At 68.4% G+C, this 212-nt stretch carries 1 protein-coding gene; it reads left to right on the forward strand.

Translation table 11 applies throughout. From position 1 onward, the window contains the following. Positions 1-212, forward strand: a 212-nt coding sequence (locus J0695_RS38865; RefSeq protein WP_206969570.1) for a hypothetical protein, incomplete at both ends; no start/stop codon positions are given.

Genomic DNA, 212 nt, shown 5'->3' on the forward strand with positions numbered 1-212 from the left:
CACACGATCACGCTGCACATCGACCGTGACAGGGTCCATGCGGGGGACGACGATTCCCCGTACCGCACGATTGGCGAGAGCCGTACCGTGCGCGGGGACATCACCGTCGGCGAGGCTCTCGACGCCATCACTCACGGCCGTGACCGTTACCACCTGGCCTCCATAGCGGGAGGGGCGACCTGGGTGCTGTCCGCCGGGCCGCCGTACAGCAC

Origin of the sequence: Streptomyces beijiangensis (genome assembly GCF_017315755.1) — a bacterium.
GTDB classification, from domain to species: domain Bacteria; phylum Actinomycetota; class Actinomycetes; order Streptomycetales; family Streptomycetaceae; genus Streptomyces; species Streptomyces beijiangensis.